Annotated in this window: 28 protein-coding genes and 1 riboswitch; of the genes, 25 read left to right on the forward strand and 3 right to left on the reverse strand. The window is 69.7% G+C overall.

Annotated elements, in window-relative coordinates:
* Positions 1 to 23 precede the first annotated feature (23 nt).
* Positions 24 to 881 carry a class I SAM-dependent methyltransferase gene (locus tag ACIOHP_RS33910; protein WP_401893463.1) on the reverse strand — a complete coding sequence of 286 codons (858 nt, stop codon included), beginning with the start codon at positions 879 to 881 and terminating at the stop codon, positions 24 to 26.
* A 767-nt stretch (positions 882 to 1648) separates the two neighbouring features.
* Between ACIOHP_RS33910 and ACIOHP_RS33915 the strand changes: the two genes are divergently transcribed.
* From ACIOHP_RS33915 to ACIOHP_RS33995, 17 genes are all read left to right on the forward strand, one after another.
* Complete coding sequence (locus ACIOHP_RS33915; RefSeq protein WP_046258840.1) at positions 1649 to 2245, forward strand: hypothetical protein; 597 nt, start codon at positions 1649 to 1651, stop codon at positions 2243 to 2245.
* 266 nt (positions 2246 to 2511) lie between these two features.
* Entirely contained in the window at positions 2512 to 2931 is a 420-nt protein-coding gene (gene rpsP / locus ACIOHP_RS33920; RefSeq protein WP_046258839.1) for a 30S ribosomal protein S16, read from the forward strand.
* A 2-nt stretch (positions 2932 to 2933) separates the two neighbouring features.
* A complete protein-coding gene (locus ACIOHP_RS33925) occupies positions 2934 to 3173 on the forward strand; it encodes an RNA-binding protein (protein ID WP_005479813.1) in 240 nt (79 codons plus the stop codon).
* Between the two features lie 84 nt (positions 3174 to 3257).
* Positions 3258 to 3803 (forward strand): ribosome maturation factor RimM, encoded by a 546-nt coding sequence (gene rimM, locus ACIOHP_RS33930; RefSeq protein ID WP_361545751.1) that lies wholly within the window; start codon positions 3258 to 3260, stop codon positions 3801 to 3803.
* The gene (gene trmD / locus ACIOHP_RS33935; RefSeq protein ID WP_361545754.1) at positions 3800 to 4633 is read left to right on the forward strand and encodes a tRNA (guanosine(37)-N1)-methyltransferase TrmD; all 834 of its coding nucleotides are present in this window, start codon (positions 3800 to 3802) and stop codon (positions 4631 to 4633) included. Before rimM ends, trmD begins: the two co-directional genes overlap by 4 nt.
* A 133-nt stretch (positions 4634 to 4766) precedes the next feature.
* Positions 4767 to 5117 (forward strand): 50S ribosomal protein L19, encoded by a 351-nt coding sequence (rplS, locus tag ACIOHP_RS33940; RefSeq protein WP_046258836.1) that lies wholly within the window; start codon positions 4767 to 4769, stop codon positions 5115 to 5117.
* Positions 5118 to 5164: 47 nt separating this feature from the next.
* Complete coding sequence (lepB, locus tag ACIOHP_RS33945; protein ID WP_401893466.1) at positions 5165 to 5881, forward strand: signal peptidase I; 717 nt, start codon at positions 5165 to 5167, stop codon at positions 5879 to 5881.
* On the forward strand, positions 5874 to 6968 hold the full coding sequence (lepB, locus tag ACIOHP_RS33950) for a signal peptidase I (RefSeq protein WP_361545760.1): 1095 nt from the start codon (positions 5874 to 5876) through the stop codon (positions 6966 to 6968). The genes lepB (ACIOHP_RS33945) and lepB (ACIOHP_RS33950) overlap by 8 nt, the downstream gene beginning before the upstream one ends.
* The gene (gene lepB / locus ACIOHP_RS33955; protein ID WP_361545763.1) at positions 6856 to 7815 is read left to right on the forward strand and encodes a signal peptidase I; all 960 of its coding nucleotides are present in this window, start codon (positions 6856 to 6858) and stop codon (positions 7813 to 7815) included. Before lepB (ACIOHP_RS33950) ends, lepB (ACIOHP_RS33955) begins: the two co-directional genes overlap by 113 nt.
* 95 nt (positions 7816 to 7910) lie before the next feature.
* Positions 7911 to 8690 carry a signal peptidase I gene (gene lepB / locus ACIOHP_RS33960; RefSeq protein ID WP_361545766.1) on the forward strand — a complete coding sequence of 260 codons (780 nt, stop codon included), beginning with the start codon at positions 7911 to 7913 and terminating at the stop codon, positions 8688 to 8690.
* On the forward strand, positions 8680 to 9204 hold the full coding sequence (locus ACIOHP_RS33965) for an NUDIX hydrolase (RefSeq protein ID WP_361545768.1): 525 nt from the start codon (positions 8680 to 8682) through the stop codon (positions 9202 to 9204). The genes lepB (ACIOHP_RS33960) and ACIOHP_RS33965 overlap by 11 nt, the downstream gene beginning before the upstream one ends.
* Positions 9205 to 9260: 56 nt before the next feature.
* A complete protein-coding gene (locus tag ACIOHP_RS33970) occupies positions 9261 to 9569 on the forward strand; it encodes a DUF2469 domain-containing protein (RefSeq protein ID WP_005311352.1) in 309 nt (102 codons plus the stop codon).
* Between the two features lie 107 nt (positions 9570 to 9676).
* The gene (locus ACIOHP_RS33975; RefSeq protein ID WP_401893469.1) at positions 9677 to 10048 is read left to right on the forward strand and encodes a YraN family protein; all 372 of its coding nucleotides are present in this window, start codon (positions 9677 to 9679) and stop codon (positions 10046 to 10048) included.
* Position 10049: 1 nt separating this feature from the next.
* Positions 10050 to 11675, forward strand: a complete 1626-nt coding sequence (locus ACIOHP_RS33980; RefSeq protein ID WP_401893470.1) for a YifB family Mg chelatase-like AAA ATPase — start codon at positions 10050 to 10052, stop codon at positions 11673 to 11675.
* A complete protein-coding gene (gene dprA / locus ACIOHP_RS33985; protein WP_401893472.1) occupies positions 11672 to 12835 on the forward strand; it encodes a DNA-processing protein DprA in 1164 nt (387 codons plus the stop codon). The genes ACIOHP_RS33980 and dprA overlap by 4 nt, the downstream gene beginning before the upstream one ends.
* A 283-nt stretch (positions 12836 to 13118) precedes the next feature.
* Complete coding sequence (gene whiG / locus ACIOHP_RS33990; protein ID WP_361490389.1) at positions 13119 to 13958, forward strand: RNA polymerase sigma factor WhiG; 840 nt, start codon at positions 13119 to 13121, stop codon at positions 13956 to 13958.
* Positions 13959 to 14051: 93 nt separating this feature from the next.
* Positions 14052 to 14609, forward strand: coding sequence for a TetR/AcrR family transcriptional regulator (locus tag ACIOHP_RS33995; RefSeq protein WP_384166414.1), 558 nt, complete (start codon positions 14052 to 14054; stop codon positions 14607 to 14609).
* A gap of 92 nt (positions 14610 to 14701) precedes the next feature.
* Here ACIOHP_RS33995 and ACIOHP_RS34000 read toward each other — a convergent pair whose 3' ends face one another.
* Positions 14702 to 15292: a murein hydrolase activator EnvC family protein gene (locus tag ACIOHP_RS34000; RefSeq protein ID WP_401893474.1), complete on the reverse strand. Its 591-nt coding sequence runs from the start codon at positions 15290 to 15292 to the stop codon at positions 14702 to 14704.
* A gap of 244 nt (positions 15293 to 15536) precedes the next feature.
* Here ACIOHP_RS34000 and rpsB point away from each other — a divergent pair, with 244 nt between their 5' ends.
* The 6 genes from rpsB to ACIOHP_RS34030 all read left to right on the forward strand — a co-directional run bounded on the left by rpsB (position 15537) and on the right by ACIOHP_RS34030 (position 20823).
* Positions 15537 to 16478 carry a 30S ribosomal protein S2 gene (rpsB, locus tag ACIOHP_RS34005; protein WP_361545780.1) on the forward strand — a complete coding sequence of 314 codons (942 nt, stop codon included), beginning with the start codon at positions 15537 to 15539 and terminating at the stop codon, positions 16476 to 16478.
* 96 nt (positions 16479 to 16574) lie between these two features.
* Positions 16575 to 17411 carry a translation elongation factor Ts gene (gene tsf, locus ACIOHP_RS34010; protein ID WP_361545783.1) on the forward strand — a complete coding sequence of 279 codons (837 nt, stop codon included), beginning with the start codon at positions 16575 to 16577 and terminating at the stop codon, positions 17409 to 17411.
* Between the two features lie 180 nt (positions 17412 to 17591).
* A complete protein-coding gene (gene pyrH / locus ACIOHP_RS34015; RefSeq protein ID WP_361490379.1) occupies positions 17592 to 18350 on the forward strand; it encodes a UMP kinase in 759 nt (252 codons plus the stop codon).
* A gap of 170 nt (positions 18351 to 18520) precedes the next feature.
* Positions 18521 to 19078, forward strand: a complete 558-nt coding sequence (gene frr / locus ACIOHP_RS34020; RefSeq protein WP_266821475.1) for a ribosome recycling factor — start codon at positions 18521 to 18523, stop codon at positions 19076 to 19078.
* The gene (locus ACIOHP_RS34025) at positions 19078 to 20211 is read left to right on the forward strand and encodes a phosphatidate cytidylyltransferase (protein ID WP_361545787.1); all 1134 of its coding nucleotides are present in this window, start codon (positions 19078 to 19080) and stop codon (positions 20209 to 20211) included. Before frr ends, ACIOHP_RS34025 begins: the two co-directional genes overlap by 1 nt.
* A 162-nt stretch (positions 20212 to 20373) precedes the next feature.
* On the forward strand, positions 20374 to 20823 hold the full coding sequence (locus ACIOHP_RS34030) for an SRPBCC family protein (protein WP_401893476.1): 450 nt from the start codon (positions 20374 to 20376) through the stop codon (positions 20821 to 20823).
* Here ACIOHP_RS34030 and ACIOHP_RS34035 read toward each other — a convergent pair.
* On the reverse strand, positions 20820 to 21224 hold the full coding sequence (locus ACIOHP_RS34035; protein ID WP_401893477.1) for a hypothetical protein: 405 nt from the start codon (positions 21222 to 21224) through the stop codon (positions 20820 to 20822). The two genes, ACIOHP_RS34030 and ACIOHP_RS34035, sit on opposite strands and share 4 nt — an antisense overlap.
* A gap of 147 nt (positions 21225 to 21371) precedes the next feature.
* On the opposite strand from ACIOHP_RS34035, the gene ACIOHP_RS34040 reads away from it, so the two are divergent.
* Positions 21372 to 21899, forward strand: a complete 528-nt coding sequence (locus ACIOHP_RS34040; protein WP_401893479.1) for an NUDIX domain-containing protein — start codon at positions 21372 to 21374, stop codon at positions 21897 to 21899.
* A 42-nt stretch (positions 21900 to 21941) separates the two neighbouring features.
* On the forward strand, positions 21942 to 23048 hold the full coding sequence (rlmN, locus tag ACIOHP_RS34045; RefSeq protein ID WP_171146340.1) for a 23S rRNA (adenine(2503)-C(2))-methyltransferase RlmN: 1107 nt from the start codon (positions 21942 to 21944) through the stop codon (positions 23046 to 23048).
* 23 nt (positions 23049 to 23071) lie between these two features.
* Positions 23072 to 23179, forward strand: a riboswitch (TPP riboswitch).
* Position 23180 lies beyond the last annotated feature (1 nt).

Genomic DNA, 23180 nt, shown 5'->3' on the forward strand with positions numbered 1-23180 from the left:
CCCGCGGCACCTCCGGTGAAGCGCTACGGCACGCGCGCGATCAGGTACCGGAAGACGTTCGGCATCCACACCGTCCCGTCCCTGCGCCGGTACGGGTGGAGAGCCTCCACGACCTCCTTGTCGACCTGCGCCTGGTCCGTCGCGGAGATCGCCGCGTCGAAGAGGCCCGTGGAGAGCAGGCCCCGCAACGCGCTGTCCACGTCGGCGTAGCCGAAGGGGCAGGCGACCCGGCCGGAACCGTCCGGCTTGAGGCCCGCCCGCTGGGCCACCTCCTCCAGGTCGTCGCGAAGGGCGGGGCGCCAACTGCCCGCGCTGCGCAGCGGATCCGCCAGCTTGGTGGCCACCCGCAGCACGGACGACGTGGTGCACCGTTCCGGCGGACCCCAGCCGGCGAGCACCACGGGCGCCCCCCGCTCGACGAGCGGCGTCGCCGCGGCGAGCAGCCCGGCGAGCCCCTCCGAGTCGCCCGCGAGACACCCGATGGGCTCGAAAGAGGTCACCAGGGTGTACGCGGGCGTCTCCGCGCCGGCCGCGTCCCGGGGGTGACCGTCCACGATCCGGGTCTCCGCACGCGTGCGCGTGCCCCACGCCTCGGACAGCAGCCGCTCCCGGGCCAGCGCCAGTCGTTCGGAGGCCGAGGAGTCGACACCGGTGACCGCGGCCCCTCTCGACGCCGCCATCAGCAGGGCGAGTCCGCTGCCGCAGCCGAGGCCCAGCACCCGGGTGCCGCTGCCCACTTCGAGTCGCTCGTAGACGGCCTCGTAGAGCGGAACCAGCATCCGCTCCTGGATCTCGGACCAGTCACGCGCGCGTGCACACCGGTCCACACGGGGCTCCTCCCCCGTATGAGTCAGGTGCTGCCGCACGAGCGTAGGTGTCATCGAAAGCGCCCCAATCCGCCGAGAGTTGCTGCTGTGCCCGATTACGTAGCCCCCGTGACGTGCGCTCGCACTCCCCCCGTATGCCAGATAACTCCGCACTCGAGCGCGCGTCCAGGGTCTGTGGGGCCCGGCTTGCGGGTTGCCTGGACTCCTGGCGAGATTTCACATCCCGGCAACCTGGAGCCGTACCATGGTCATCCGTTTTGCGGGTAAGGGCCGGCGGAGCGGACGCGGGCGGAGACGGTCGCTGCTGATCAACCGGTGGGCGAACGTGGTCCGTTGGGAACAGCGATCAAGGGCGACGAGACGGTTCCGGCCAAGGTCCGCGGGGCCGGCGCTCAGGACGTGCCGGTACGGATCGGGATCGAGCCCGTGACCTGGAGAGCGGCACGGCGAAGGTGGCCGGGTTCGTGGTGATCGTACGGTGTCTGGTCGCCGCGGGCGGGTCGGTTGGCGACGGAGACAAGGCGCCCGGTAACGTCGCGGTCGTGCCGCGCGCTGAGTGAGGTAGCGCCCTTCCGGCGTGAGAGCGACCGAAACGCCTCTTGCGCATCCACGGACCACAGTCGCCCCGGGGCGCGGACACCGTCTACGCGGCGGGGCGTATATCAGCCTACGTACCGGCTTAGTACGAGCTGTGAGGCTTCTCCGCAGATCAGCGCACCCGCCCTCGTCAGGACGCATCAGCGGCAACTGACGGGTACGTGCAAATTATTTGGGATGCCCCGGAATCGGAACACTGGGGCACCCCGGCTCGTTGTCATTACGTGAGCACGACACAGACACCACCTGTTCTCGCCGCCGAGCTGGCGCAGGCGTGGGCCGACATTCAGCGGTACCACCCCGAGCTGCCCGATCTCGCCGCGCCAGAGTCCCTGATCGGAGAGTCGTCGTCCGCGTGCGGACACGAGCTCTCCTTCGAGCGACTGCTCCACGAGGCAGTCCATGGGATCGCCGCCTCCCGCGGCGTCCGCGACACCTCCCGCGCCGGCCGCTACCACAACCGCAGATTCCTCGCGATCGCCGAGGAGCTGGGCCTGGACCACCCCGAGGAACCGCATCCCAGCAGTGGCTTCTCCCTGGTCACGCTCAACCCCGAGGCCAAGCGCCGTTACCGCCCGACCATCGAGCGGCTCCAGCGCGCCCTGAAGGCCCACACGGCGGCCACCTCCGCCGACACGGCCCGCTCCTTCCGCGGCCCGGCCGCCCGGCACGGCTCGTCCGGCGGAGGCGTACGCGTCAAGGCGGTCTGCGACTGCGGCCGCAATGTGCGCGTCGTCCCGTCGGTCCTGGCGCAGGCGCCGATCGTCTGCGGAGGGTGCGGCAAGCCGTTCCGGATTCCCGAGGTCCTCGGGGCCGCGTAACCGCGGCCGTTGGAGTACCGGCATCTCGTGGGTGCCGGAACGACGTCTGGGGCACCCTGCGCCGCCGGGTGCCCTTCAGGCGTGCCCCGCCGCGGGCTCCGTCCGACGCGACCCGCCAGGTATGGCACAATGGCTAGCTGTACTCGACAGCCGCACAGGAACCCTCTCGCCTCCGGCTGACGCGTCCATCGGGCACTCGGGTACCGCAACCCCACGCGGCAATCTCGCCGTGCCCAACCACGTCAAATCCAGGAGAACCCACTCCCGTGGCAGTCAAGATCAAGCTGAAGCGTCTGGGCAAGATCCGTTCGCCTCACTACCGCATCGTCATCGCCGACTCCCGCACCCGTCGTGACGGCCGTGCGATCGAGGAGATCGGCCTGTACCACCCGGTGCAGAACCCCTCGCGCATCGAGGTCGACTCGGAGCGCGCGCAGTACTGGCTGGGTGTCGGCGCGCAGCCGACCGAGCCCGTCCTCGCCATCCTGAAGCTGACCGGCGACTGGCAGAAGTTCAAGGGCCTTCCCGCCCCGGCTCCGCTGCTCGTGGCCGAGCCGAAGGCCACTCGCCCCGTGTTCGACGCCCTCGGTGGCGACGACGAGGGCAAGGGTGAGGCCATCACCCAGAAGAAGAAGGCTGAGAAGAAGGACGAGGCTGCCGCCGAGTCCGAGTCGACCGAGGCCTGAGCATGCTCGAGGAGGCTCTCGAGCACCTCGTGAAGGGCATCGTCGACAACCCTGACGATGTGCAGGTCGCCTCACGCGACCTGCGTCGCGGGCGAGTGCTGGAGGTCCGGGTCCACCCCGACGACCTCGGCAAGGTGATCGGTCGCAACGGCCGCACCGCACGCGCTCTGCGTACCGTCGTGGGCGCCATCGGCGGCCGTGGTGTCCGTGTCGACCTCGTCGACGTGGACCACGTCCGCTGACGCCAAACGCAGCACCGGCTCGGGCCGGGGAGGGCCACTGGGCCGTCCCCGGCCCGTAGTCGTACCTACAGGAGAACAAGCACAGTGCAGCTGGTAGTCGCTCGCATCGGCCGTGCCCACGGCATCAAGGGCGAGGTCACCGTGGAGGTCCGCACCGACGAGCCGGAGCTCAGGCTCGGGCCCGGCGCCGTACTCCTCACGGACCCCGCCTCCACCGGCCCCCTCACCATCGAGACCGGCCGCGTCCACAGCGGACGCCTCCTCCTGCGCTTCGAGGGCGTCAAGGACCGCTCCGGCGCGGAGGCCCTCCGCAACACCCTCCTGATCGCCGAGGTGGACCCGGAGGAGCTGCCCGAGGAGGAGGACGAGTACTACGACCACCAGCTGATGGACCTGGACGTGGTGACCAAGGACGGTGTGGAGGTCGGCCGGATCACCGAGATCTCGCACCTGCCCTCCCAGGACCTCTTCATCGTCGAGCGGCCCGACGGCAGCGAGGTGATGATCCCGTTCGTCGAGTCGATCGTCACCGAGATCGACCTCGAGGAGCAGCGCGCGGTGATCGACCCGCCGCCCGGGCTGATCGACGACCAGGCCGAGATCGCGTCGTCCAAGGAAGACAGCGCATGAGGCTCGACGTCGTCACGATCTTCCCCGAGTACCTCGAACCCCTGAACGTCTCCCTCGTCGGCAAGGCACGCGCGCGTGGACAGCTGAACGTCCACGTCCACGACCTGCGCGACTGGACGTACGACCGCCACAACACCGTCGACGACACCCCGTACGGCGGCGGCCCCGGCATGGTCATGAAGACCGACCCGTGGGGGGACGCGCTGGACTCCGTGCTGGCCGACGGCTATGACACGGGCTCCCACGCGCCCGCCCTCATCGTCCCCACGCCCAGCGGCCGTCCCTTCACGCAGGAACTCGCCGTGGAGCTCTCCGAGCGGCCCTGGCTGGTCTTCACGCCCGCCCGCTACGAGGGCATCGACCGCCGCGTCATCGACGAGTACGCGACCCGGATGCCCGTCTACGAGGTCTCCATCGGCGACTACGTCCTCGCCGGCGGCGAGGCGGCCGTCCTCGTCGTCACGGAGGCCGTGGCCCGGCTGCTGCCCGGTGTCCTGGGCAACGCCGAGTCCCACCGGGACGACTCCTTCGCGCCCGGCGCCATGGCGAACCTCCTGGAGGGCCCCGTCTACACCAAGCCGCCCCGGTGGCGCGGCCGGGAGATCCCGGACACGCTGCTCAGCGGCCACCACGGCAAAATCGCCCGCTGGCGGCGCGACGAGGCGCTCAAGCGCACCACGGCCAACCGGCCCGACCTCATCGAGCGCTGCGACCCCAAGGCCTTCGACAAGAAGGACCGCGAGATGCTCTCCATCCTGGGTTGGGCGCCCGATCCGGCAGGGGAGCCGTACGGCCGATTTTGGCGTCGGGTCGACGACGTGGAACAATAGGTCGCTGTTGTGCGTCGTCCGGCGTGCGCCCCTGCCACAGGGGGACACGACGCCCGCCCCGGCACGGACAGCATCCTCCGATACACCTAGCTACCGCCTATGACCTGTGGCATGGGTGAAGAAAGCAGACGAAATGTCTCACCTGCTCGACTCCGTCGACAGCGCGTCGCTGCGCACCGACATCCCGGCCTTCCGCCCGGGTGACACCGTCAACGTCCACGTCCGCGTCATCGAGGGCAACCGCTCCCGTGTGCAGCAGTTCAAGGGCGTAGTCATCCGTCGTCAGGGCGCCGGTGTCCGCGAGACCTTCACGGTCCGCAAGGTCTCGTTCTCCGTCGGCGTGGAGCGCACCTTCCCGGTGCACACCCCGATCGTCGAGAAGATCGAGCTCGTGACCCGCGGTGACGTGCGTCGCGCCAAGCTGTACTACCTCCGTGAGCTGCGCGGCAAGGCCGCGAAGATCAAGGAGAAGCGCGACAACTGATCTCGCCTTCCGGGGTCCACAGAGGGGCCGGATAGCATCTGGCCCCGATGGACACCGAAGCACAGCAGACGGAGCGCGACCGCTCCTCCCGCCCTTCCCGATCCGAGGAGATCTCGGACACAGAGGGTCAGGAGGGACGGTCGCGTTTCGCGTTGGTGTCGTGGATCACCCAGTGGCTTCCCGGTGGCCGGATCAGCCTGACCCTGTTGGTCTGCCTGCTGTTTTTGCTGTCCCTCAACGCTTTCGTGGCGCAACCGTTCCAGATTCCCAGCGGATCCATGGAAAACGGATTGAGGATCGGGGACCGGGTTCTCGTAAATAAGTTGGCGTACCGTTTCGGTGCCGAGCCGCAGCGCGGAGATGTAGTGGTGTTCGACGGAACCGGGTATTTCGGGGATGCGGACTACATCAAGCGCGTCGTGGGTGTGGGGGGAGACCACGTGGTCTGCTGCGACAAGGAGGGGAGGATCCAGGTGAACGGCCGGTCGGTCGACGAGTCGTCGTTCCTGTATCCCGGTGACTCTCCGTCCTCGGTGGACTTCGACGTCGCCGTGCCCGACGGCACCCTCTTCGTCCTCGGTGACCACCGCGGTGAGTCCAGCGACTCCCGCGACCATCTGGGCTCGCCCGGCGGCGGCATGATCCCCGTGACCGAGGTGATCGGCCGCGCCGACTGGATCGTATGGCCGACCGCGCACTGGACCCGGCTGCACCGACCCGACGCCTACGCGCGGGTGCCCGCCGCGGCAGGTGCCGATGGGTAATCGCGGCAAACCGCGCGGTGTGCCCAGCGACGCCGCCGACAACCTTCTGCCCACCGGTGTCCGGCGCGCCTCCAGCTCCTCCGGCGGTCGTACGCGCGCGGAGCGACGCAAGCTCCAGCGCAAGGTCAAGCGGCGCCGCAGGCGCTCGGCCGCCAAGGAGATACCGCTTCTCGTCGGTGTCGCCGTGCTGATAGCGCTCGTGCTGAAGACCTTCCTCGTGCAGGCCTTTGTGATCCCGTCCGGCTCCATGGAGCAGACGATCCAGATCGGCGACCGGGTGCTGGTCGACAAGCTCACCCCGTGGTTCGGCTCCAAGCCGCAGCGCGGGGACGTCGTGGTCTTCAAGGACCCGGGCGGCTGGCTGCAGGACGAGCAGACGACGACGAAGAAGGAAGATCCCGTCGTCATCAAGCAGATCAAGGAGGGGCTCACCTTCATCGGCCTGCTGCCGTCCGACAACGAGAAGGACCTCATCAAGCGGGTCGTCGGCGTCGGCGGGGACCGGGTCAAGTGCTGTGACGCGGAAGGGCGTGTCACCGTCAACGGCGTCCCGCTCACCGAGGGCGACTACCTCTATCCCGGCAACGCACCGTCGACGCAGGAGTTCGACATCACCGTCCCGCAGGGGCGGTTGTGGGTGATGGGCGATCACCGGGCCAACTCCGCGGACTCCCGCGCGCATCAGGACACCGACTACGGTGGCACGGTCTCCGAGGACTCGGTGGTGGGACGGGCGAGGGTCATCGCCTGGCCCTTCGGCCACTGGAACAGCCTCGACGAGCCGAAAACATACTCATCCATTACCGACTCGGCCGCCGGGTCGACTGCGGCTCCCCAACTGTCGCATAGGGTTGCCTCCGACGATCCGAACGGAACGATCCAGCTCCCGAGCCCTGCGGAACTCCCGCTCGTTATGGGAGTGGTGGGCCTGCGCCGTACATGGGGCAGGCGGCGGCACAGAGTAAGGAGTTGGCGTGGGGGATGTGGCGGTTGGCGCACGGTCCGGGCACGACGGCGAGGAGCACCGCGGACGCCCCGTGGACGCGCCCGACCCGGCCACGGACGACGCCGTGACCTCCGGGAGTGACTCCGCGGCGGACGAGCGGACACAGCCCGGGGACGACGGGCCGGGCGACTCGGCCCCCAAGCAGAAGACCCAGCGCTCCTTCTGGAAGGAACTGCCGATCCTGATCGGCATCGCGCTCGTCCTGGCGCTGCTGATCAAGACGTTTCTGGTGCAGGCGTTCTCGATCCCCTCCGACTCGATGCAGAACACCCTCCAGCAGGGTGACCGCGTCCTGGTCGACAAGCTCACCCCGTGGTTCGGTTCCGAGCCCGAGCGCGGCGAGGTCGTCGTCTTCCACGACCCCGCGCAGTGGCTGGCGGGCGAGCCGACCGCCGACCCGAACGCCATCCAGACGTTCCTCAGCTGGATCGGCCTGATGCCGTCCGCCGAGGAGAAGGACCTCATCAAGCGCGTCATCGGCGTCGGCGGCGACACCGTCGAGTGCAAGGGCACCGGCCCGGTGAAGGTCAACGGCAAGGCGCTGAGCGAGTCGGCGTACGTCTACCCGGGCAACACCCCGTGCACGGTCGACGACATCGGCGGCCAGTTCAAGGTCAAGGTGCCCGAGGGCTACATCTGGGTCATGGGCGACCACCGCCAGAACTCGCGTGACTCGCGGTACAACCAGGACGACAAGTACCACGGCATGGTCCCGGTCGACGAGGTCGTCGGACGCGCCATCGTGAAGGCCTGGCCGATCAACCGCTGGGGCACGCTGCCGGTCCCGGACACCTTCGACCAGGATCTGAGCGCGCGGTCCGCCGCCTCCACCGCCCTGTCGGCGGCCCCGCAGGGCCTCGCGCTCGCGGGTGTGGTGCCGGTGGTGCTGTGGCGCCGGCGGAGGATCGCGCCGGCCGAGACCCGCTGACCGGCTGACCCAGGGGAAACCTTTACGGAGCGGGTGACCTTCGTCGCTGGTGAGGGGCTGACCACGTCCGGTACTGCCGGGTAGGGTGCGGACCCATGGGTGGCGAGAGCACGACACGCACGGCCCCGCGCAGCGGAGGCACGAACACGGGCCCGGTGGGCAGCCGGACCGGACAGCGACTGTCCGGGCTGGCCGTCGCGCTGGGCCTTGTGCTGTTCCTCGGCGGGTTCGCCTGGGGAGCGGTGGTCTACCGGCCGTACACCGTGCCCACCAGCTCGATGGCGCCCACCATCGACGCCGGAAACCGGGTGCTGGCCCAGCGGGTCGACGGCGGTGAGGTACGCCGGGGCGATGTCGTCGTCTTCACCGACAAGACCTGGGTGTCCAACGCCCCCGTGGTCAAGCGCGTGGTCGCGGTCGGCGGCGACACGGTCGCCTGCTGCACGGACGGCAAGCTGACCGTCAACGGCAAGCAGATCGACGAGCCGTATCTGCCCGCGGGGAGCGCGGCCGAGTGGAAGACCATCCCGTCCGTGACGGTCCCCGAGGGACGTCTGTTCCTGCTGGGCGACGAGCGGCAGGGCTCCCTGGACTCCAGCGCCCATCTGACGGACGCCGCCAGCGGCACGGTCGCGCGGTCCGCCGTGACGGCCCGCGTGGACGCCGTCGTCTGGCCGATGAACGGCATGCTGAAGGAACCGACGGGCTTCGAGAAGCTCGGTGCGCTCTCCTCGCCGGGCCCGCTGCGGACGATCATGATCCTGATCGTGGCCGGTGCGGTGCTCGTCCTCGGCGGCGGCGCCTACGGCCCGGTCGCCAAGCTGCTGGGCCGCGGCCGATCCCGGACCCGGACGGAGCCCGTGGGTGCACGCTGAGGCCTCGGCGGACACCTACGAGGGCGGATTGCGCAAGGTCGCCAGAGTGGTGCTGCTCGACCCGGACGACCGCATCCTCCTGCTGCACGGCCATGAGCCGGACGATCCGACGAACGACTGGTGGTTCACCCCGGGCGGCGGTATCGAGGGCGACGAGACTCGTGAACAGGCCGCTCTGCGGGAACTCGTGGAGGAGACCGGCATCACCGAGGTGGAACTCGGCCCGCTGCTGTGGCGACGGATGTGCTCCTTCCCGTTCGCGGGCCGTCGGTGGGACCAGGACGAGTGGTATTACCTGGCCCGGACGGCCAAGACGTCGGATGTGGTGCCCGGGGCCGTGGCGCTGACCGAGCTGGAACGACGCAGCGTCGCCGGAGCGCGCTGGTGGACGTGTCAGGAACTGACCCAGGCACATGAGACGGTGTATCCGACCAGACTCGCCGGGCTGCTCCGCAGGCTGCTCGACGAAGGTCCCCCGGCCACGCCCGTGACCCTCGACCCCGAAATCGTCTAGGGGCTGACGGGACTGGCGCACAATGGTGGGACCGCACGGCTGAAGGGGAACATGCCATGAGCGCCGAGGACCTCGAGAAGTACGAGACCGAGATGGAGCTGAAGCTCTATCGGGAGTACCGCGATGTCGTCGGTCTGTTCAAGTACGTGATCGAGACCGAGCGGCGCTTCTATCTCACCAATGACTACGAGATGCAGGTGCACTCGGTCCAGGGTGAGGTGTTCTTCGAGGTGTCGATGGCGGATGCGTGGGTGTGGGACATGTATCGGCCGGCTCGGTTCGTGAAACAGGTGCGGGTGCTCACGTTCAAGGACGTGAACATCGAGGAGCTCAACAAGAGTGATCTGGAGCTTCCGGGCAGCTGACGTTGCCCCATCGGGGTGACGGAGTTTTCCACAACCGCCGAGTAGCCCACCAAGATCAACTTGGTGGGCCGCTGTGCGTGACGGTTGGCGCCGGAGGTGGTGCCGACATGAACACACATCAGGCACGCAGTGCACTCGGAAAGTACGGTGAGGCGCTGGCCGCGCGGCGGCTGGCGGAAGCCGGGATGACGGTCCTGGAGCGCAACTGGCGCTGTGGCAGGACGGGCGAGATCGACATCGTGGCGCGGGACGGGGACGTCCTGGTCGTCTGCGAGGTCAAGACACGCCGGACGGGTGCCTTCGAGCATCCGATGGCCGCCGTGACCCCCGACAAAGCGGAGCGGCTGCGAGGTCTCGCCGCTTGCTGGATCCACGCCCACGGAGGAGCACCGCCGGGCGGCGTCCGCATCGACCTCGTGGGCGTCGTCCTCCCGAACCGCGGCGCACCCGTCGTCGAGCACGCGCGAGGGGTGGCCTGACATGGGATTCGCTCGTACGTGCTCGGTGGCGCTGGTGGGCGTCGAGGGCGTGGTCGTGGAGGTCCAGGCGGATCTGGAGCCCGGGGTGGCGGCGTTCACGCTGGTGGGGCTGCCGGATAAGAGTCTTACGGAGAGCAAGGACCGGGTTCGGGCGGCGGTCGTGAACTCGGGCGGCGGGTGGCCGCAGAAGAAGCTGACGGTGGGGCTCAGCCCGGCGTCGGTGCCGAAGGCCGGCTCGGGCTTCGATCTCGCCATCGCGTGTGCGGTGCTCGGCGCCGCGGAGCGGATCGACCCGCGGGTGCTCGCCGACATCGTGATGATCGGAGAGCTGGGCCTCGACGGACGGGTGCGTCCGGTCCGGGGCATCCTGCCGGCGGTGCTGGCCGCCGCGGACGCGGGCTATGAGCAGGTCGTCGTGCCGGAGTGCGCCGCCGTCGAGGCCTCGCTGGTACCCGGTGTCTCCGTGCTGGGCGTGCGCAGTCTGCGACAGCTGATCGCGGTCCTCGCCGACGAGCCGGTTCCCGACGAGGAGCCGGACGAGCCGGGGCGCCCCGACCCGCTCATGGCGGGCCTGCGGGTGCCGGGCACCGGCGCCGCCACGGGGATGCACAGCATGGGCGCCGCGCAGCAGGACTACGGGCACGACCTGGCCGACGTCGTGGGGCAGCGCTCGGCGCGTACGGCGGTGGAGGTCTCGGCGGCCGGCGGCCACCATCTGTTCCTCCAGGGGCCGCCCGGTGCCGGCAAGACGATGCTCGCGGAGCGGCTGCCCGCCGTCCTGCCCCGGCTGACCCGCGAGGAGTCGCTCCAGGTCACGGCGGTGCACTCGGTGGCGGGTCTGCTGCCGCCGGGCAAACCGCTGATCGACGTCGCGCCCTACTGCGCCCCGCACCACTCGGCCACCATGCAGGCGCTCGTCGGAGGCGGTCCCAGCATCGCCCGGCCCGGTGCGGTGTCGTTGTCCCACCGGGGAGTCCTCTTCCTGGACGAGACCCCGGAGTTCAGCAGTCAGGCCCTGGACGCCCTGCGGCAGCCCTTGGAGGCGGGCCATGTGGTGATCGCCCGCAGCGCGGGTGTCGTGCGGTTCCCGGCGAAGTTCCTGATGGTGCTGGCGGCCAACCCGTGCCCCTGCGGACGCTTCTCGCAGACCGACGACTTCTGCGAATGCCCGCCCTCGGCGATCCGCCGGTACCAGGCCCGGCTCTCCGGCCCGCTGCTCGACCGGGTCGACCTGCGAGTGGAGGTGGACCGCGTCACCCGGGCCCAGCTCACCGAGCGCGACGCCCGGGGCGAGTCGACCGCGACCGTGGCCGACCGGGTACGGGCGGCCAGGGAGCGGGCCGCGGCCCGTCTCACCGGCACCCCGTGGCGGACCAACAGCGAAGTGCCGGGCCGTGAGCTGCGCAGCCGCTGGCACGCGGAGCCCGGCGCGATGGACGAGGCCGAGCGCAACCTCGAACGCGGCGTCCTGACGGCCCGCGGGCTCGACCGAGTCCTGCGCGTCGCCTGGACCGTCGCCGACCTGATCGGACACGACCGCCCCGACGCGACCGACGTCGCCCTCGCGCTGCAACTGCGCACCGGGGTCCCCAGGGGCGTACCGATGGCCATCGGAGCGCTGACGTGACCGCAGGCCAGGACCCGGACGGCGAACTCCTCGCCCGTGTCTTCCTCACCCGTGTCGTCGAGCCCGGTGACGAGGTCGCCGGGCGGTGGGTGCGGGAGTTCGGGGCGCGCGAGGTGGCCCGGCGGGTGCGGGAGGGGCGGGAGGTCTCGCTGCCGGGGGTGACCGGGAAGCGGTGGGGCGGGCTGGTGGCCCGGGGGAGGGTCGCCGAGCCGGATGCCGATCTGCGGGTCGCGCGGGAGTCCGGGGTGCGGTTCGTGTGTCCCGGGGACGCCGAGTGGCCCGGGCAGCTCGACGACCTCGGTGACGCGCGGCCACTGGGACTGTGGGTACGTGGGGCGCCCAGTCTGCGGATGTGGGCGCTCAGGTCGGTCGCCGTCGTGGGCGCCCGGGCGTGCACCGAGTACGGGGCCCACATGGCGGCCACCCTCGCGTGCGGTCTCGCCGAGCGCGGGTGGGTCGTCGTGTCCGGCGGAGCCTATGGGGTCGACGGCGCCGCACACCGCGGTGCCCTCGGCGCCGGCGGGGCCACCGTCGCCGTGCTGGCCTGCGGGGTCGACCGGCCCTACCCGCCGGGGCACACCGAGTTGATCACCAGGATCGCGGAACAGGGCCTGGTGGTCGGGGAGTTGCCGCCAGGGGATCATCCGACGCCGAGCAGGTTCGTGCTGCGGAACCGGGTGATCGCCGCGCTGACCAGAGGGACCGTGGTGGTCGAGGCCGCCTATCGGAGCGGTTCCCTCGTCACCGCGCGGGCGGCGCAGCGGCTCGGCCGGCACACCATGGGCGTGCCCGGGCCGGCCACCAGCGGACTCTCCGCGGGGGTGCACGAGCTGCTGCGCGGGGACGCGGCGCTGGTCACGGATGCCGAGGAAGTCATCGAGCTGGTCGGTGACATGGGAGAGCTCGCCCCGGACCGGAGGGGCCCCGTCCTGCCGCGCGATCTGCTGGCACCGGGCGCCCGGCGGGTCCTGGCCGCGCTGCCGTCACGCGGCGCGGCGACCGCGGCCGAGGTCGGGAGCGGTGCGCAGACGACGCGGGACGACGCGATCGCGAGACTGTACGAGCTCCGATCACTTGGTTACGTCGAACGACACGGCGACGGCTGGAAGTTGACACGCCAGGCGATGATCTCCGTCCGGGACGGTCGGAGTCGATGCTGACCGAGCGTGTTCGGCCGTCCGGGGGAACCCCGAAAGCCTTGGGAATTCCCGCAGTTGACCTCGCCGCCTGGTCACGCAGCGCTACTGCCGTGACCCGGCGGGGCGGTCAAAGGAACGTATCTGCGCACAGCTTCCGCCACACACTTCGCACACCGCGACACTCCAGTCACGCTACGCTCACGGGGATTCCGGCACAGACCGGCACCACGGCATCGAACTCGACACCAGGCAGACAGCTCACCCAGGCACACCTCATTCACGGCAGAACGGCACAAGGCGACGAATGCCCCAGCACACCTCCGGGTCCGACCGGGCGGCGATCCCCCCAGCCGCCCGCGACGGTAGCGTGCGGCCGCCCGCTCCCTCGACACTCGACGAACTGTGGCGTTCGTACAAGGGGACGGGCGACGAGCGGCTGCGGGAGCAGCTGATCCTGCACTACTCGCCGCTGGTGAAGTACGTGGCGGGCCGGGTGAGCGTGGGTCTGCCGCCCAATGTCGAGCAGGCCGACTTCGTGTCCTCCGGGGTCTTCGGGCTCATCGACGCGATCGAGAAGTTCGACATCGGCCGGGAGATCAAGTTCGAGACGTACGCGATCACGCGGATCCGGGGCGCGATGATCGACGAGCTCCGGGCGCTGGACTGGATCCCGCGCTCCGTGCGGCAGAAGGCGCGCAACGTCGAGCGGGCGTACGCGACGCTGGAGGCGCGGCTGAGGCGGACGCCCAGCGAGGGCGAGGTGGCCTCCGAGATGGGGATCGCGGTGGATGAACTCCACGCGGTCTTCAGCCAGTTGTCGCTGGCGAACGTGGTGGCGCTGGAGGAGCTGCTGCACGTCGGGGGCGAGAGCGGGGACGGGCTCAGCGTCATGGACACGCTGGAGGACACCGCCGCCGACAATCCGGTCGAGGTGGCCGAGGACCGCGAACTCAGACGGTTCCTGGCGCGGGCCATCAACACGCTGCCCGAGCGGGAGAAGACCGTGGTCACCCTCTACTACTACGAGGGGCTCACGCTCGCGGAGATCGGGAACGTGCTGGGCGTGACCGAGAGCCGGGTCAGCCAGATCCACACCAAGTCGGTGCTGCAACTGCGCGCGAAACTGGCGAGCTTCGGTCGCTGACCTGGCCGAATGACACGCCTCGGGACGAGTGACTCCCGCCGGGCGTGGTGCGTCCGTAAAGTGGACGACGTGCCAAGGATTCGAGCGGCCTCCGTGGCCGAGCACCGGTCGATGCAGCGAGCCGCCCTGCTGGACGCGGCTCGGTCGTTGCTGTCCGAGGGTGGGACGGAGGCGCTGACGTTTCCGGCTCTCGCCGAGCGGACGGGGCTGGCGCGGTCGTCCGTGTACGAGTACTTCCGGTCGCGGGCCGCGGTGGTCGAGGAGCTGTGCGAGGTCGACTTCCCGGTCTGGGCCGCGGAGGTGTCGGCGGCGATGGCCGCGGCGCAGGGGCCTGAGGCGAAGGTCGAGGCGTATGTGCGGCGGCAGCTTGCCCTGGTCGGGGACCGGCGGCACCGGGCTGTCGTGGCCATCTCGGCCAGTGAGCTGGATGCGGGGGCCCGGGAGAAGATCCGGGCCGCGCACGGTGGGCTCGTGGCGATGATCGGGCAGGCGCTCGGGGAGATGGGGCACTCGGAACCCCGGCTGGCCGCGATGTTGCTGCAAGGGGTCGTGGACGCTGCTGTGCGGCGGATCGAGCTGGGGGCGGCGGAGGATCCTTCGGCCATCACCGACGCCGCTGTGGCCATGGCTCTGCGGGGTGTTCGGGGTTGAGGTGTGTGAGGGCTGCGATGGGGGCGGGGGCACATGCCCGTGCTTGCGGAGCGTCCACCTGTGCCGTCGCGGGCAGCGCAGATCCCCGTCGGCTAGGTGACTGAAGCAGGCAGCGGCACCCCCAGTACCGGCAGGAGCCTCGACGGGCCCCTGTGCAGCAGCCACGGCGGCAGCAGTGCCAGCGGGTCCAGGTAGACCTCCCCTTTCCGCAGGCCCCAGTGCACGCACGGAGCCGTGCAGTGCGAGCCCGTCGCCGCCACTGTGCCGAGCACCTCGCCGGGCGCCACCTCGTCACCCTTCCCGACCGACGCCGTCACCGGTTCGTACGTCGTACGCAGGTCCGTGCCGGTGAGTTCCACCGAGACCACGCCCTTGCCGGCCACCCGCCCCGCGAACAACACCCGCCCCGCCGCCACCGCTCGTACAGGTGTGCCCGGTGCTGCCGCGAGGTCCACGCCCCGGTGGCCGCTGCTGTACGCCGTCGCCGGGGGCTCCCAGCCCCGTAGGACCGAGGGACGCACCCCCACCGGCCAGACGCGGCCGATGGCCGGAACCGAAGGGTCCGGGGCGGCCGGCGGAGGCGGGGCCGGGTCGCCCGACACCGGGCCCGCGGCCGACACCGTCAGCACCAGGGCCAGCAGCAACCCCCGGCCGCCCCCTCTCACGCATCGCATCGCTCGCATGCCGGAAGCCTGCGGGAAAACCGTGATCATGGCCGGGAGCTGTGGACCGCTCCCCGGTTGTGGACAGCGGCGTCACCCGGTGCCCCGCGGGTCCCGTACACTTCTACTGGCGATCCGGGTCACCGGGTCGACTTCGCACGCCCCGACACGGCGGCCGGCAACGGTCCCGGTCAGCGCCCCTCGGTCCTTAGCGGCACGGCGCATGTGGGCGTCAGGACATAACCGAGAAACAAGGAGAACGGCCATGGCCGTCGTCACGATGCGGGAGCTGCTGGAAAGCGGCGTCCACTTCGGTCACCAGACCCGTCGTTGGAACCCGAAGATGAAGCGATTCATCTTCACGGAGCGCAACGGCATCTACATCATCGACCTGCTCCAGTCGCTGTCGTACATCGACCGCGCCTACGAGTTCGTCAAGGAGACCGTCGCCCACGGCGGCACGGTCATGTTCGTCGGTACGAAGAAGCAGGCGCAGGAGGCCATCGCCGAGCAGGCGACGCGCGTCGGCATGCCCTTCGTCAACCAGCGCTGGCTGGGCGGCATGCTCACCAACTTCTCGACCGTCTACAAGCGCCTGCAGCGCCTGAAGGAGCTCGAGCAGATCGACTTCGAGGATGTGGCCGCGTCCGGCCTCACCAAGAAGGAGCTCCTGGTCCTCTCGCGTGAGAAGGCCAAGCTCGAGAAGACCCTCGGTGGTATCCGCGAGATGTCCAAGGTTCCCAGCGCCGTCTGGATCGTGGACACCAAGAAGGAGCACATCGCGGTCGGTGAGGCCCGGAAGCTCAACATCCCGGTCGTCGCCATCCTCGACACCAACTGCGACCCCGACGAGGTCGACTACAAGATCCCGGGCAACGACGACGCGATCCGCTCCGTCACCCTGCTCACCCGCGTGATCGCCGACGCCGTCGCCGAGGGACTCATCTCCCGCTCCGGCGTCGCCACCGGCGACAAGGGTGACAAGGGCGCGGGCGAGCCGCTCGCCGCGTGGGAGCGCGACCTGCTCGAGGGCGAGAAGAAGGCCGAGGAGGCCCCGGCCGCCGAGGCTCCGGCCGCTGCTGAGGCGCCCGCCGAGGCTGCTGCCGAGGCCCCCGCCGCCGAGGCCGCCCCTGCCGCCGACGAGGCGCCCGCTGCTGAGGCGCCCGCCGAGGCCGAGGCTCCGGCCGCCGAGGCCGAGCAGGCCTGACCCCCTCACCCCTTCGGGTCTTTTGACGGCGGGGGCCGACCAGCCCCCGCCGTCAAGCCCGTAGATCTTCAGACTTCGAGAGAGATTCCAGGAATCATGGCGAACTACACCGCCGCCGACGTCAAGAAGCTCCGCGAGCTCACCGGCGCCGGCATGATGGACTGCAAGAAGGCCCTGGACGAGGCCGAAGGCGATGTCGACAAGGCCGTAGAGGCCCTGCGCATCAAGGGCCAGAAGGGCGTCGCCAAGCGCGAGGGCCGCTCCGCCGAGAACGGCGCCGTGGTCTCCCTCATCGCCGACGACAACACCTCCGGTGTCCTGGTCGAGCTGAAGTGCGAGACGGACTTCGTCGCCAAGGGCGAGAAGTTCCAGGCCGTCGCCACCGCGATCGCCGAGCACGTCGCCGCCACCTCCCCGGCGGACCTCGGGGCCCTGCTCGCCTCCGAGATCGAGGCCGGCAAGACCGTCCAGGCGTTCGTGGACGAGGCCAACGCCAACCTCGGCGAGAAGATCGTCCTGGACCGCTTCGCGCAGTTCGCCGACGGTTTTGTCTTCTCCTACATGCACCGCACCATGCCCGACCTGCCCCCGCAGATCGGTGTCCTGGTCGAGCTGGACAAGGCCGACGCCGACCTGGCCAAGGGTGTCGCCCAGCACATCGCCGCCTTCGCGCCGAAGTACCTCTCCAAGGAGGACGTGCCGGCCGAGGTCGTCGAGTCCGAGCGCCGCGTCGCCGAGGAGACCACCCGCGCCGAGGGCAAGCCCGAGGCCGCCCTGCCGAAGATCGTCGAGGGTCGCCTCAACGGCTTCTTCAAGGACGCCACGCTGCTCGGTCAGCCGTACGCGCTCGACAACAAGAAGTCCGTCCAGAAGGTTCTGGACGAGGCCGGTGTCACCCTGAAGCGCTTCACGCGTATCAAGGTCGGCATCTGAGTCCGTACCGCGTGCGACGTCCGACCCCGATAGGGTCGGAGACAGTCGTCCGGTACGCCGCCACGCACGCGCGTGGCGGACGACAGCAGATCTGACGAGGAGGCCATTGCCGCGCATGGGATACGAACCAGTTCCCATCGGCAATGGCCTTCTTCGTATGTGCACCATGAGGAGAATCCGATGACCACCAAGGCCCAGAAGAGCGACGACGGCAAAGTGAGCGGCCGGTTTCTGCTGAAGCTGTCCGGAGAGGCCTTCTCCGGCGGCGGGGGCCTGGGCGTGGACCCGGACGTGGTGCACAAGATCGCCCGCGAGATCGCGGCAGTCGTGCGCGACGGCGCGGAGGTCGCGGTCGTCATCGGCGGCGGCAACTTCTTCCGCGGCGCCGAACTCCAGCAGCGCGGCATGGACCGCGCCCGCTCCGACTACATGGGCATGCTCGGCACCGTGATGAACTGCCTCGCCCTCCAGGACTTCCTGGAGAAGGAGGGCATCGACAGCCGTGTGCAGACCGCCATCACCATGGGGCAGGTCGCCGAGCCGTACATCCCGCTGCGCGCCGTGCGTCACCTGGAGAAGGGCCGCGTGGTCATCTTCGGCGCCGGTATGGGCATGCCGTACTTCTCCACCGACACCACCGCCGCCCAGCGCGCCCTGGAGATCGACGCCGAGGCGCTGCTCATGGGCAAGAACGGCGTGGACGGGGTCTACGACTCCGACCCGAAGGCCAACCCCGAGGCCGTCAAGTTCGACTCGCTCAGCTACGGCGAGGTCATCACCCGCGACCTCAAGGTCGCCGACATGACCGCCATCACGCTGTGCCGCGACAACAAGCTCCCGATCCTCGTCTTCGAGCTCCTGGCGGAGGGCAATATCGCCCGCGCCGTCAAGGGTGAGAAGATCGGCACGCTCGTGGGTCACCAGGGCAGCCGGGACTGACGATCCGGCAACCAACCCGTCCGGGGGACGGACGGGACGGACCCTGACCGGGGGATGGACAATGTCCTGCCGGTCGGGAACCGTGCAGGAAGAAGACGCGACGCAGCCGGCCGCCGCCCCTCACCAAGGAACCGCAGCCGGGCCTCACTCAAGACACGCAGGAGCAAGTGGTGATCGAAGAGACCCTCCTCGAGGCCGAGGAGAAGATGGAGAAGGCCGTCGTGGTCGCCAAGGAGGACTTCGCCGCGATCCGCACCGGTCGTGCGCACCCGGCGATGTTCAACAAGATCGTGGCCGACTATTACGGTGCGCCGACGCCGATCAACCAGCTGGCTTCGTTCTCCGTGCCGGAGCCGCGCATGGCCGTGGTGACCCCGTTCGACAAGAGCGCGCTGCGCAACATCGAGCAGGCGATCCGCGACTCCGACCTGGGCGTCAATCCGAGCAATGACGGCAACATCATCCGCGTGGTGTTCCCCGAGCTGACCGAGGAGCGCCGCCGCGACTACATCAAGGTCGCCAAGGCCAAGGCGGAGGACTCCCGTGTGTCCATCCGTTCGGTCCGCCGCAAGGCCAAGGACGCGATCGACAAGCTCGTCAAGGACGGCGAGGTCGGCGAGGACGAGGGCCGCCGTGCGGAGAAGGAGCTCGACGACGCGACGCACAAGTACGTCGCCCAGGTGGACGAGCTTCTGAAGCACAAGGAAGCGGAGCTTCTCGAGGTCTGATGAACGACTCTTCCTGGGGAGCGCCGCCACAAGCCGGGTACTGGGGGCCGTCCGACCAGGGGCCTGTCCAGGGGGCTGCCCCGGCGGGTCCCACGTACGATGCGCCTGAGGCGCAGCACACTCGCCCCATGCCCATCGTGCCTGACGGACCTGCCGTGCCCCGATACGGCGACGACCAGGATGACGACCGGGGGGCCGCTCGGCTGAGCGGCCCCTTGTTCCGCGACGAGACCACGTCGGCGCAGCCCCATGCGGCGGCGCCGCAGAATCCGGAGCCCATGCCCGACGCCCCGCAGCCGGCTCCCGCGCCGCAGAAGAAGAGCGCGGGGCGGGACCTGGGTGCGGCCATAGGGGTCGGCGTCGGACTCGGTGCGGTGATCGTCGCGTCCTTGTTCGTCGTCAAGGCCGCCTTCGTCGGCGTCATAGCGGTCGCCGTCGTCGTCGGACTGTGGGAGCTGACGTCCCGACTCGAGGAGCGCAAGGGCATCAAGGCGCCCCTCGTGCCGCTCGCGGTCGGCGGTGCGGCCATGGTCGTCGCCGGCTACGTCCGGGGCGCCGAGGGTGCCTGGGTGGCCATGGCGCTCACCGCGCTGGCCGTTCTGGTCTGGCGGATGACCGAGCCGCCCGAGGGCTATCTGAAGGACGTCACCGCGGGGGTCTTCGCGGCGTTCTACGTCCCGTTCCTGGCGACGTTCGTCGCGATGATGCTCACCGCGGACGACGGCGCGTTCCGTGTCATGACGTTCCTGGTCCTGACGGTCGTCAGCGACACGGGGGCGTACGCCGTCGGCTGGCGCTTCGGCAGGCACAAGCTCGCGCCGCGCATCAGCCCCGGCAAGACCCGCGAGGGACTGCTCGGCGCGGTGTCGTTCGCGATGGTCGCGGGCGCGCTGTGCATGCATTTCCTGATCGACGACGGCATCTGGTGGCAGGGCCTGCTGCTGGGCCTCGCGGTCGCCGCCAGCGCCACGCTCGGCGACCTCGGCGAGTCGATGATCAAGCGGGACCTGGGCATCAAGGACATGGGCACGCTGCTGCCGGGCCATGGCGGCATCATGGACCGGCTGGACTCTCTGCTGCCGACGGCGCCGGTGGTGTGGCTGCTGCTGGTGCTGTTCGTCGGTTCCAGCTGATCGGTTCCAGCTGATCGGTTCCGGCTGATCGTTTCCGTACAGGGAGAAGCCCTCGCTTCGGCGGGGGCTTCTCCCGTTCCGGCGGTCCTGTTCTACCGGCTGGTCCGGTGGGACGATTCCTCTGTAAGCCCTCGAAGGGGATCGCCCTGGAAGGAGGGCGTCATGTCCGCCATCCGTGAAGTGATCGACGTCGACCGCAGTCCCGAAGACGTCTATGCGTATATCACCGACCCCTCCCACCTGCCGGAATGGCAGCTGAGCGCCGTCAAGGCCGAGCCGCTCGACGAGGGGCCCGTCCACGCCGGCTCCCGGGTCCGGGTCACCCGGCGCATCGGGAACCGTGAGATTCCGATGACCGTCGAGTTCGACAGGCTCGACCCGCCGTACAGCTGGGATCTGCACGGCATCGAAGGCCCCGTCAGGCCACGTACCCACGGCGAGATCGAGTCGCTCGACGACGGGCGCCGCTCCCGCGTGACGATAGAGATCGACTTCGAGGGGCACGGTCTCGGCAAGGCCCTGGTTCCCCTCGTCGTCCGCCCGCAGGTCCGCAAGGAGCTCCCGCGGGACGAGCAGCTGCTCAAGGAGCGCCTGGAGTACCCCACCACCTAGGACTTACAGACGTCCTTGAGCTCATTCGCGGCGGCGTCGATGCGGCTGCTGTCCGGGTCGGTGTCGCCGTCGAGGATGGACTGGTTGTAGTCCTCGATGGCCTTGTTCAGGTCGTCGACGGCCTTGTCGACCTTGCCGTCGTCCGTGTCGTCGTTGATCTTGTCGAGGTTCTTCTCGATGGTGTCGATGGAATCGTCGGTCTTCGACGGGTCCTTCGCCGCGTCCCAGCCCGCCTCGTGGATCGCCTTGAGACTGTCGGCGATCGTGTCGGCGTTGGTGAGACAGTCGAGCGCGTCGTCGGTGTTCTCGCAGCCGGTGAGGAGGCCGGCGGTCAGGGTGACGGCGGCGACGGTGGTGGCGATGGCGGCGATACGGCGTCCGCGCCGGCGGTTGGCGGCCATGGAACGGGTCCCCTCCTGGAAGGCACAGGGCGCTGCTGCGATCTGTGTGCCGTCCACGATTCCGCCGTAGGGTCCCCTGCTACGAGGCAGCTGCCTCCCGTATGAGGCGTGGAGCGGACTACACCGTGAAGGGCGGGGAGTATGCGAGTGCCGGACAGCCTGGACCGACTGCGGGAGTGGCTGGAGCGGAACGGGATTCCTCAGGAGTCCTGGGGGACCGGTGGGACCAAGTCCGTACAGCACCTGTGGGACGAGATCGAGGCGGGGGAGACGACCTTGGACTCCGAGCCGCCGTTGCGTCGCGTCACCGTCGTCTCCCTGCGCGTCCGGCAGGGCGGCAAGGAGCTCGTGGAGATCGCGCAGCTGATGGCCGACGGGACCTGGCGCTCCAGGAACGAAGCCCCCGCCGAGAAGATGAAGCCCGGCGAGGAAGCGGCGGACACGGCACGGCGGTGCGTGGCCGAGGAACTCGGAGTCGAGGGCCCCGGAGTCGTCGTGGGCGCCGTGTCCGAACGGCGTCTGCGCCGGGACTCCTCGCCGTCGTATCCGGGTCTGGCGTCCGAGTACGTCTTCCACGACGTCGAGGTCCAGGTGCCGGGTCTCGCCTCGGGGAACTTCTGGACGCGGGAGGCCGGCGACGGGGTGGTTTCCGCCCATCTCTGGGCGTGGCGGTAGCCGACTGGGGCACTCCGGTTGATCTGCGACACTGGTATGACCATGCCCAAGCCCGGAGAACTCACTTTCGTCGCCCCCCGCGGAGCCAAGAAGCCGCCGCGGCACCTTGCCGATCTCACGCCTGCCGAGCGCAAGGATGTCGTGGCCGAGATCGGTGAGAAGCCGTTCCGTGCCAAGCAGCTCTCGCAGCACTACTTCGCGCGGTACGCGCACGATCCGGAGCAGTGGACCGACATCCCGGCCGCGGCCCGGCCCAAGCTCCAGGAGGCGCTGCTTCCCGAGCTGATGACCGTCGTACGGCATCTGTCGACCGACCAGGGGACCACGCGCAAGACGCTGTGGCGGCTGTTCGACGGGACGCTCGTGGAGTCGGTGCTGATGCGGTACCCGGACCGGGTCACCATGTGCATCAGCTCGCAGGCCGGGTGCGGGATGAACTGTCCCTTCTGCGCGACCGGGCAGGCCGGGCTCGACCGGAATCTGTCCACCGCCGAGATCGTCCATCAGATCGTGGACGGGATGCGGGCGCTGCGCGACGGGGACGTGCCCGGCGGGCCCGCGCGGCTCTCCAACATCGTCTTCATGGGCATGGGTGAGCCGCTCGCCAACTACAAGCGGGTCGTGCAGTCCATCCGTGCCCTCACCGACCCCGCCCCCGACGGGCTCGGCATCTCGCAGCGGGGCATCACCGTCTCGACCGTCGGTCTGGTGCCGGCCATCCACCGGTTCGCCGACGAGGGCTTCAAGTGCCGGCTCGCGATCTCGCTGCACGCGCCGGACGACGAGCTGCGCGACACCCTCGTCCCCGTGAACACGCGGTGGAAGGTGCGCGAGGTCCTCGACGCCGGGTTCGAGTACGTCGAGAAGTCGGGGCGCCGGCTCTCCATCGAGTACGCGCTCATCCGGGACATCAACGACCAGGCCTGGCGTGGTGACCGGCTCGGGCGGCTGCTCAGGGGCAAGCCCGTGCATGTGAACCTCATTCCGCTGAACCCGACTCCCGGGTCCAAGTGGACCGCCTCCCGGCCCGAGGACGAGAAGGCCTTCGTCGAGGCGATCGCCGCGCACGGGGTGCCCGTCACCGTTCGGGACACCCGTGGGCAGGAGATCGACGGGGCCTGCGGTCAGCTGGCGGCGGGCGAGCGGTAGCCTGAGCCCGTACGTACATCTTCATATTCCGACAGGGGAGCGCCACAGCGCTGAGAGTGCGGCAATCGGGCCGCAGACCCTCTGAACCTCGCCCAGGTCATTCTGGGTAGGAAGTTCGGTCATCACTCAAGC

It is taken from the genome of Streptomyces sp. NPDC087859 (genome assembly GCF_044742595.1).
GTDB lineage: Bacteria > Actinomycetota > Actinomycetes > Streptomycetales > Streptomycetaceae > Streptomyces > Streptomyces canus_F.